5 protein-coding genes are annotated in these 10,007 nt (G+C 37.8%); 1 reads left to right on the forward strand and 4 read right to left on the reverse strand.

Annotated elements, in window-relative coordinates:
- Positions 1-671: 671 nt before the first annotated feature.
- On the forward strand, positions 672-1,802 hold the full coding sequence (locus tag J7E57_RS11810) for a BamA/TamA family outer membrane protein (RefSeq protein WP_215130640.1): 1,131 nt from the start codon (positions 672-674) through the stop codon (positions 1,800-1,802).
- Between the two features lie 1,111 nt (positions 1,803-2,913).
- On the opposite strand, the gene J7E57_RS11815 is transcribed toward J7E57_RS11810, so the two are convergent.
- Genes J7E57_RS11815 through J7E57_RS11830 form a run of 4 tightly spaced genes read right to left on the reverse strand, consistent with a single transcriptional unit; the run spans position 2,914 to position 9,427 of the window.
- On the reverse strand, positions 2,914-5,292 hold the full coding sequence (locus tag J7E57_RS11815) for an outer membrane beta-barrel family protein (protein ID WP_215130642.1): 2,379 nt from the start codon (positions 5,290-5,292) through the stop codon (positions 2,914-2,916).
- Positions 5,293-5,297: 5 nt separating this feature from the next.
- On the reverse strand, positions 5,298-7,496 hold the full coding sequence (locus J7E57_RS11820) for a M56 family metallopeptidase (RefSeq protein ID WP_215130644.1): 2,199 nt from the start codon (positions 7,494-7,496) through the stop codon (positions 5,298-5,300).
- A 12-nt stretch (positions 7,497-7,508) separates the two neighbouring features.
- Complete coding sequence (locus J7E57_RS11825) at positions 7,509-9,062, reverse strand: N-acetylmuramoyl-L-alanine amidase (protein ID WP_215130646.1); 1,554 nt, start codon at positions 9,060-9,062, stop codon at positions 7,509-7,511.
- The gene (locus tag J7E57_RS11830; protein ID WP_215130648.1) at positions 9,059-9,427 is read right to left on the reverse strand and encodes a BlaI/MecI/CopY family transcriptional regulator; all 369 of its coding nucleotides are present in this window, start codon (positions 9,425-9,427) and stop codon (positions 9,059-9,061) included. The genes J7E57_RS11825 and J7E57_RS11830 overlap by 4 nt, the downstream gene beginning before the upstream one ends.
- Positions 9,428-10,007 lie beyond the last annotated feature (580 nt).

The following is a 10,007-nucleotide window of genomic DNA, read 5'->3' on the forward strand; positions in this document are numbered from 1 at the left end:
GGAAAGCAATTGCAGCAATTCTTTTTAATGGTAGTCCGGCTTTTTGGGGGCAGTCCAACCTCACCTGTGGGCTTTCCCCTTCAATCCGGTTTAGTTGGCCAATATCTTACAACTATTAAAGTTTGTCCCAACCCATAGCTACAAAACACAGATCCCCCCTCTGTCCGTAGTGTTAAGCGCAGCGGCACTACGGATTATTGTATAGTGTTGAGTTTCCAAACTCAACATCAAGTTATTTAGCTAAAACGAGTCAGAGACTCTTTCTCATTCCTGAATCCGTAGAGCCCTTTGGAACTCTACGGACAGAAGGCACAAGCACTATTATTATGGCATCTTGCAACCCCAGATAGTTCGCCAGGCCAGGCCACCTAAACCCGACCTCAGCGGATGCTCCCAATTCTTCATTGGAGCAGAAGCGGGGGCGGGACTGGACAAGACTAAATGCTACTGTACTTGCTTTCCAAAAAAAAATGATAAACAATGTCAATAATTATAATTGGCAGTTTGCTTCACAATTGACCAGGGAACATCCGAGTTTGGGTTGAGCGTTTGGCGCTGATGTTAAATAACCGATTAACCAAAATACAGTTTTCAATCAACAGTTGCAGTACCAATGAACAAATGACCAGTGAACGAATGAACTATTAGTTAATTTCCTTTTCTTTGCCTTGATGAAAAAATATTATCTAGTTATTTTACTCGCCCTCATTTCAGGAAGTTCTTTTGCACAAATGAAACTGATCAGGAAGATGCTCTCGAATGAAAAAGATACTACCCGTAAAGCAAGCTTTTTACCTCTACCAGCTTTTGGCTATAGTCAGGAAACAGGGTTTGAATTTGGCGTTGGTGCCATTTATTCATTTTACATAGACCGTAAAGACACGCTGAACCGCAGTTCAAACTTCGCCTTGAACACAACCTATTCTACTAAAAAGACAGCTAATTTTATGCTTAAAGGCGATATGTGGACAAAAGGAAATAAATATCATTTTATCGGCGATGTCCGTTTCAAAAACCAGCCATTTAATTTTTATGGCATCGGTAATAACGCTAAAAAGGTTGATGAGGATAAATTAGATCAAAGGATTTTTAAAACGCTTTTCGATGCGGAAATGAACACCTTACCGAAGGCTTATACGGGTATTTCGCTAGGTTTTGAGAATTACCATTTTATCGACAAGGAAGCTGGGGGCATTTTTACCACCAATCCACAGATTTTGGATAAAGAAGGGGGCTCAGTAGCCTGGATCGGTGCATCGCAAAGTTACGACACACGGAACAGCAATAATTATCCAACAAAAGGCTTTTTTGGTAGGGCAACCTATCAATACGCACCTGATTTTTTTGGCGGAGAAAATTTTAATGGCTCACAGATTAAACTAGATCTCCGTGGTTTCTTTAGTCTGGCACCAAAAGTAGTTTTAGGGGTACAGGGCATTTTTTATACCATTCAGAGCAAAAGCACCCCATTTTACCTGTTACAACAGTTGGGCAACGACCAGATGATGCGCGGTTACTACAGTGGCCGCTATCGCGACGAAAACCTGATGGCTACCCAGGCCGAAATCCGCTACCGTTTTATGAACCGTTTTGGTATTGTCGCTTTTGCGGGTACAGGTAAAGTATTCGCAAACGGTCAGTTTAACGGCGATGGGCTAAAACCAAACTTTGGTGTTGGCGGTCGCTACTTTTTCGATCCGGCAAAAGGCTTGAGTGTTCGGATAGATTATGGTATAGGCGAAAAATTGCCAAACGAAAAACGCCAGGCAGGGTTTTATATCAGTTTGGCGGAAGCGTTTTAGGGGATGGGTGATGTATAATCGGAAAGTGATGATGGAAGAGGTTCGTACTATCGTCCTGTTTCTTTTGTCATCCTGAGCGTAGTCGAAGGATCTTTTAACCACAGATACACACAGATCAACACAGATCAGATTATTACTACAGAAGCACAGAAAGCGCGGAGAATACCTTACTAATCATCATCCAGCCAAGCTTGTCATTCTGAACGCAGTGAAGAATCTTTATAACAATATAGATGCTGAACAAGTTATCAATGACAGATTTTGTAAATTATTGATAATAAGCACGTTAATCGATTTATCAGCAGCAGCATAAGGCTTAATAATTTACGAATCTGCCATCAACACTCCGATGTATTTGAAAAATTCTAACCTCTACCAATGACAGATTACAACGAATGGTCGTCTTTCCCTCGCAGGCCTATCGTGTGGACACATCTTTATATGTGTGGGTTTTTCGGCGTTATGCTGGCCTACTTTAATAATACACAGGTTTTACCGAAGAACGCCCGTCAATCCCAAGTGGCAGGAAATCAAAAAACAGGCGCAGAATAGAACAAAATAGCACTACCAAACCTAAAACGCAGTGGTTTTGTGTTCATAAAGCTAATTTAAAGTTTTAGGAAATATTGAACACAAACCCCGAAGGGCTCAATTAGCCCAAAGAAAACATAAACAAAAACTGATTAAACGAAGTGCCGCTGTTTTTTGATGAGCGTGGGTGGTGAGGAGCCACATTGCCGGATTGACAAAGCGCTTTGGGTACTTTGGCGCTCCAAAATGCGCAGCATTCTTGAACACCGCTAAAAACAACACTATCTGTGAAAAACTACCATGCCCCGCGGCAAAGAGCGGAAAAGACAATGTTTGCTTAATTAATGTTTTTTCGAAATAAATGCCTTTTTATATAGCTGGAAAGATGCTGAAATAAATTCAGCATGACGACCGCCTTGATGAAATGTACTAGAAAAACATATTTAGAGTTAACAGAAGATGTGTCCACACGATAGCGCGCAGGCGGAAATCTTAATGCAAGCTACAAACCCTACTAAGGCATTACGATTCCCAATCAAGTTGGGAATGAGGATTTGCCAGCACCTTTTCTCCTACATCCCTAATTATTCCTCCTCCGCTCCTCTTCGTTTCCCAGCTTTCTATCCTGCTGTTTAATTTTTTCGTTACCGAAATTATAACGGAAGGTGATCCGCAGCTGACGGCTATCGTAATAGTTATTGTACTCCTGCCTGATGTTGTTGACCAAACTGTTAAAACGGTATTGATTGGTTTTTAAAACATCGGTAGCGGTAATGGCCAATTGGATCTTTTTGTTAAGTAATAACGTTCTTATACCCAGATCGAGGTTATATTGGTTTTTATTCTGGTTCAGGCCGTCAACCGCGGGGAATTGATACCAGAAACTGACTTCGCCCAAAATAGTTTTCGATGGGTTAAAAACAAACTGATTTAAGGTAGAAAAATAAGCGCCAAATCCATTCAGGTTACTTAGCGTTTGCGTGATGCTGGAATTTGATGTATTATAAAAAACATCAACCTGATTGATACTTTCTAACCATTTAAACACATTAAAAGTAACTGCATTGCTGAACTGATAATGATACCCTGTAATAAAGTTAACAGGTTTGGCTGCTTGAATATTAGTGCCAGCATCAATAAAATTTACATCATTAAAGCCGTTTGTGGTGTGTCTAAAAGATAGTGTCGTGGTGAAGACATTAATGTAAGTGTGAGAAATTTCGATGTTGTCGTTATAAGATGGCTGCAAAAAAGGATTTCCCTCAGTATAGGCATATTGGTTGCTGTACCAGCGGAAAGGATTCAATTTACGGTAAGCAGGCCGGTTGATCCGACGGCCATAATTAAGCGCAAAAGTGCTTTTATCATTTGCACGATAAACAATGTAAAATGTAGGAAAAAAACGGAAATACTCATTACGATTTTGTTCATTAACCGATATGCCATCAATCTGCGTATACTCTCCCCGCAGCCCAGCTTGAAAATCCCATCGTTTTATCGTTTTATTATAATTAACATAGAGGGCCTGCGTATTTTCTTGGTAATTGAAAAGGTTGGTTTGCCCGGGGTCTAATTCGTAAATCTCATTACGGGCTTTGTAAAAGGCAAGATCACTCTTGTTGTTAATAAAGCTCAGTTTTGTACCGAAGGATAACTTAAAGGTTTTATAGGGCAGGTCTACATCAGCTTTTATGGTATATAAATCTATATTTTGTTTGCTGGTTGATAGGTATTTGGCAAAAGAATTCGGAACAACCCCTCCATTTTGGAAATAACTCGTATTGTTAAAAAACCTGTTTTTATCATCACTATATTTAAACCAATCGCCGTTAATGGTTAGTTGTTTTCCTGTAGAATCCAAGGCCTGTTTTAAATAAATATTGGCCGAATGGTAATGAGACCTGATTTTGGCATTGGCATCAGAATTCAACACCGAATCTAAATTACCTGTTTTGCTATAAACAGTGGTTTTAATATTTTCTTCAGAATAAAAGTTGGTTAAACCACTGTTATATGATAAACCCAATACTGTTTTTGGGGAGACCTGATAATCAATTCCGATCTGTCCACTGGGTACCGTTCTAAAATTCCGGTCCTTATTTACAACATTCCAGGTTTGTGTGGGATAAAAAACATCACTTTGCTCAAAAGGAACAAGAAATCCTTTTCTAATATTGAAATTTGAGGAGAGCGTAATTTTATTTTTCCTGTAACTTAAATTCCCACCTGCAGATGCCGTTGGATGAGTAGCTTGTGAAAAAATAGTATTAACCGACCCTCTAAAGCCTTCGGCAGTAACTTTCTTCAATACAATATTAATTAATCCGTTATTTCCCTGGGCATCATATTTTGCCGGTGGATTGGTAATCACTTCAATCGTGGCGATGTTGCCTGATGAAATTGATTTTAAATAATTCGACAGTTCATCATCCGATAAGGGTACCAATTTATCGTTGATCATGATGTTAACACTACCCCTGCCCACCAATGAAACTTTATCGTTTATAACCCGGACTCCAGGCACTTTCGAAAGCAGTTCCAAAACATCTGTTCCGATGGCTGAAACACTGTTCTCAACATTAAAAACCGTCCGGTCGATCTGTTTTTCTATTAAACTTTTTCTTGCATTGATCTGGACATCAGCAAGCTTGTTTCGATTTTCCTGGAGCTGAATATTAATTACAGTATCTTTTGTTAAGGCAAGTGACTGGTTTACAGCTTTAAAATTGATTGAAGAGCAAATGATTGAATATTTCCCAGCTTGTAAATTGTTGAAATGGTACAATCCCAAACTATCTGTTTGGGTATAATTTACCCGATTTTTAGAGTCAGAGATTTTAATGGTAACAAATAGTGAGGCTTTATCCTCTCGGTCAGTTACCTTACCCGAAAGATTAAGTTGAGCACGACAATTGATGATGATAAAAAATAAAACAAGAAAGCCTAATGTTCTTATCATTCAAACTATTTATTGCCCTGCCAAACCTCGGCTTTTCCATTAATATCAAACTCACCATAAGAACCGATCATTGTTATTCCGGTTATTTTGTTTCGAACAGTAAGGTTTTTAGCCGTTATTTTTTCCGTATTCCTATTGTAGGTAGCTTCATCGGCTGATATAGCAAAATTCTTATAATCCAATTTTGCTTTCCCATAAAGCGTAACAATTGATTTGTCACTGCTCATTTTAACAGAATCCTGGGCACTGTAACTTACACTTGTTTCCACTTTATTATCTGCCTTTGTTAAAGAGTCTCTCATTCTCTGCAACATCTGGTGGTCAGGGCCAAGCCCTTTAGAAACTTTAGTCGTCCCTCTACTATTTTCGGTACTATAGCTTCCATTTCTCAAATTAAAAACAAAAATTTTAGCAGTTGCAGATCCACCGTCTTTGGCTTTTAATATTGCATTTTTGGCGATCATTTTACCATTAAGCTGATCCAATTCTACATATCCGGCTTCTAATCTGCAATTGCTAATATCGATAACCGCATTTTCCATGTAAGAAACTTTATGCTGCACATCACCGGTTATTTTTTTGAAAGAAATGATTTTAGGCTCAACTGGGCCCGAAACTTTGGCCGCTTCATTTTTTACTACAGCTACTTTCTGTTTCCCATCGCTAAAATAAAACCGGTTATAAAGCGCTTCATTTTTGATCGTATATTTTTTAGGTTCAGAATACAGCACAATCATTTTATCCGTACTATAAGTATGTTTTGAAACCAACTTTTCTCCAATAAATTTAACCAATACCTTATCGCCCACTTTAAAATTGTCATCCTTTATGTTCTGTGTTTTTAGGTTTAGGCCGATGGTAAAAAATCCATCATTTAAAACAATCTTTTCAATCTTACCATTGGCATCTTTTTCAATAGATTTAATTTTAGAGGAAACAAAACGTGCTTTATTGGCTTCATATAAAAAAGCATGCTTGCCTATTTTCCATTCATAAATTAGGTTTCCCTTTAAGGTGGTAACCTTTATTGGTATATAGATTGGTCCATCCGTTTTTGCAATAACCTTACCCGTACCATCCATCCTTTTCATGTTCGATGACTTACCAGATATGTAAATTAAAAGTTCATCGCCAACCTTAATTTTTTCTTTATAAACGGTGGCTTCAACCGAGTAAACTTTACCTTCTGATAAGAAATCGAATGTATAAACGCCTACGGCTTCTTTTTTGATTTTAAGCACTTTGCCTTTCAATGTTCCTTTATAAAAATCTTTCGAAGGTTTGCTTTCCTCCTTTATATGCTGTGCATACACCACCTGTACGGCAAATAGCCAAAACAATCCTACGGCAACTGGTAATGCCAATAGGTATGTCAATTTTTTCATGTTTTTGGATTTAGCGTGGAACAACATTTTAATCCGGTCTTTAATCGGGCTCTTTACAAAATTGTGGATCAGCGGTACATCACTTTTGCTGATCGCCAGTTTTAATAAGAGGTTGGCGTATTCCTGATTGCCAAAATCTGTAAAAGTGATTTCATCTGCCTCATATTCATGTATCTGCTCTAAAGCTTTATCATATAAGTAAACAACAGGATTAAACCACAAAACTGCTTTAAAAACCATTAAAATAATTTTATCTATCGAATGGTACTGCCTGGCATGAACCTGTTCGTGTTTGAGTAAAATCGATAAATCGGCTGTACTTAAATCTTCATCATTTATAAAAACATAGTTAAAAAAAGAGCAGTTGGTAAAACCTTCTGTTTTGGTAATCAGCTTTAGGCCATCGCCATTTTTAGTGTACCTATTGGTATGCTTAAACAAGCTGAACAAACGCCACAGGCAAACCAACAGTAAAAGTGAAGCTGTAATACCATAAACGTAATACATCACCGCCATCCAGTCGATTTTATGCACTACCCTTGGCTGGTACTTCACCATAATGGGCTGAATAAGCTGAACAGGTGCTTGAATTACAGGGTTTATTTCAGGTATATTAACCGGAATCTCAGTTTCCACAATTGTTATTTCCCGCTTAACTTCGAACTGCAAAGCCGGAATAATAAAACTAAGCAATAGCGTAGCCAGCAAATAAAAGCGGTTGATTTTAAAGAAAGTCAGTTTTCTTAAAACCAGCAGGTAGAAGCCAAAGAATAACACTGTACAGGCGGTACCTTTGAGTAGGTAGGTTAACCATTCCATAGCTATAATTTACTAACAACCACGTTTCGAAAAAGCTACAAATCCATCTAAAATCAAATTACTGATTCTTCGGATATTTTTTTCCTGATTGATATAATCAAGAGTCTTACGGTCTGAAATATTTCCAAGTTCAATTAAAACTGCAGGTATTTTAGATTCGCGGAGCAACAAAAGGTTTGCGTTTTTTAATGAATCTCTTACTTCCATCCCTTTAAGCTGTTTCAGATTGCTTAAAATTCCGGCACCGAGATCTTCAGCAGTTTTAATATTACTGTTCAGTTTCGAAACATAAATTTCAATGCCACCGAAAGGTACAGCCGCATTTGCAAGTGTTGCATTATGGTGAATGGAAATAAAAGCCGTAGCCTCCTGTTTCGGTAAACGATCGCGAAGTGAAATAAACTGGTCAGAATTCCTGGTTAATATTACTTTAATCCCTCTTTTTGCGGCTTCTTCCTTTAGGATTTTTACCGCCCTTAGGTTTAAGTCTTTTTCCTTTTGTCCATCCAGGGCACTTACAGCTCCATCTTTTCCGCCGTGGCCGGCATCAATAACCAATGTAGGTTCTATTTCATTAAAAGCAGTATTCGGATTAACCTTAATATTGCTGTTTAAATAGTTCATAGCATAAACATTTGGCTTTGTCGGCGCATCCGCAGAAGCCTGGTTCCCGACTAATGTTTTCTCAACAATAATTTCTTTGCGGTTTATAAATGCCATACAGCAGATCATTAAAACCGGAACAATGGCTAAATAGGCAAGCTTTTGCAATTTGGCATTTGGTTCTTTATACAACATCATGATTCTATTTTTTAGTGGAAGTTTACTAAAACTATTAATGGCTAAATTTTTAGCTGGCATAGCCAGGTTTAAGAGCAGCGAAGCATAAACTTTCTTATCTGCAACTTTAGAAGTTTCACGGTCGGCCAGAAATTCGTGATTGTGATCGATGGCATTCCGCCAGAAATAAATAATGGGGTTAAACCAAAGGAGAGCAGTAACGAAATTGACTAAAAGTTTGTCGACGGCATGCAACTGCTTCACATGAACCAATTCGTGTTTAATTACCAGATTCTTTTCTTCGTGCTGCAAAGAGGAGTCGACAATAATCTGGTTAAAAAAAGAACAGTTTTTTATGGTTGATTTCGCATCGACCAGGATAACGGCTCCGTTTCTGTCTATGGCATGTTTACGCAATTGAATCTGGATGCGTATCATCATAAAAAGCATTCTAAAAACAAGAGCTGCCAAAACCAAGCAATAACCATACATGAGAACTTGATCCCAGTTTATGGTAGGGTTGGCAGTATTACCTTCATCTACAAAATCCCGTTCAACAAAACCATCGTTGCTGTAAGCTATTTTTGACGGAATCTCCTGACTGGCTACCATTACTTCCTGACGGTTTTCGATGGTAACTGCCGGAATACTAAAACTCAACACCAGCATCATTAATAAATAAGCACGGTTCAGGTTGAAAAACGTGAGTTTAGCAAGTAAAAACTGATAGGCTGCAAAAAAGATTACGGTACAGGCCGATACTTTTAATAAGTAAATTAAAATCATGACTTTGGATCTTGGTTAATGATTTTTTTAATTTCTTCAATATCCTTTTCACTTAGTTTTTCTTCTTTTACCATAAACGATAAAAGGCTGGTTGGAGAATTATCAAAATAACCTAAAAACAATTTCGAAAAGGTAGTTTTGGCATATTCATCTTTTGTAATCGCCGGAAAGTATTCGTAAGTTTTTCCATAGGCCTTATAATTAACATAGCCTTTCTTCTCTAAAAGCCTAACAATTGACGAAATGGTATTGTAAGGGGGCTTAGGTTCTTCTTCCAGTTCATCAATAATATCTTTCACAAATGCCTTTTGCAGTTTCCATAAAACCTGCATAATACGCTCTTCCGCTTTGGTTAATTCTTCCATACCCAAACTTATAACTTATTTTTCAGTTTTACAACTAAAAAACAAGTTACATTACTGAAAAATCAGTTCAAATAATAAATGACTGATTTACAAATACTTAAATTAGCATAAATTTTAACATGAAAACGAACGACTTGTGATTCTTGGCAAATGAAGCCATGCCATCCGCTTTATCCCGATGAAACCTGTGAAACAAGCAAGCACACAATAAAAAACAAAAGAATTGTGCTTAAATCGGGATGCTCGCTTTTGTCAGGTTTATGACCGAATGGCTTGCTCCTAGCATGTGGCCAAAAGCGTTTAACCCTTGTAACTAAACCCGATCAAAGTGGTTCCGGTTCTTCACCGGAAGGAACGGAGAGGTACTGTCTTTAAAAGCAAATAATATTGATAAAAATTTAGCTTCTGAGAAGCATTAATTTAAATGGCTTCCATTTGTAAAACAGTACAATAACTTTACCTTTGTTTTAGTGAAAACTTCCTTCTGGAATTTTATCATGTGTAGCTCTGGATTTTTCTGGAGCTATTATTTTTTTCTAAAAAGGTGAATTGGGGATTGTATCTCGCCTCAGTTTTCCCA

Source organism: Pedobacter sp. ISL-64 (assembly GCF_018613605.1).
GTDB lineage: Bacteria > Bacteroidota > Bacteroidia > Sphingobacteriales > Sphingobacteriaceae > Pedobacter.

What these genes read in the sequence shown, in the direction of transcription:
- J7E57_RS11810 (WP_215130640.1), top strand. Translation starts at nt 672, where the DNA reads ATGAAAAAATATTATCTAGTTATTTTACTCGCCCTCATTTCAGGAAGT.
- J7E57_RS11815 (WP_215130642.1), bottom strand. Translation starts at nt 5,292, where the DNA reads ATGATAAGAACATTAGGCTTTCTTGTTTTATTTTTTATCATCATCAAT.
- J7E57_RS11820 (WP_215130644.1), bottom strand. Translation starts at nt 7,496, where the DNA reads ATGGAATGGTTAACCTACCTACTCAAAGGTACCGCCTGTACAGTGTTA.
- J7E57_RS11825 (WP_215130646.1), bottom strand. Translation starts at nt 9,062, where the DNA reads ATGATTTTAATTTACTTATTAAAAGTATCGGCCTGTACCGTAATCTTT.
- J7E57_RS11830 (WP_215130648.1), bottom strand. Translation starts at nt 9,427, where the DNA reads ATGGAAGAATTAACCAAAGCGGAAGAGCGTATTATGCAGGTTTTATGG.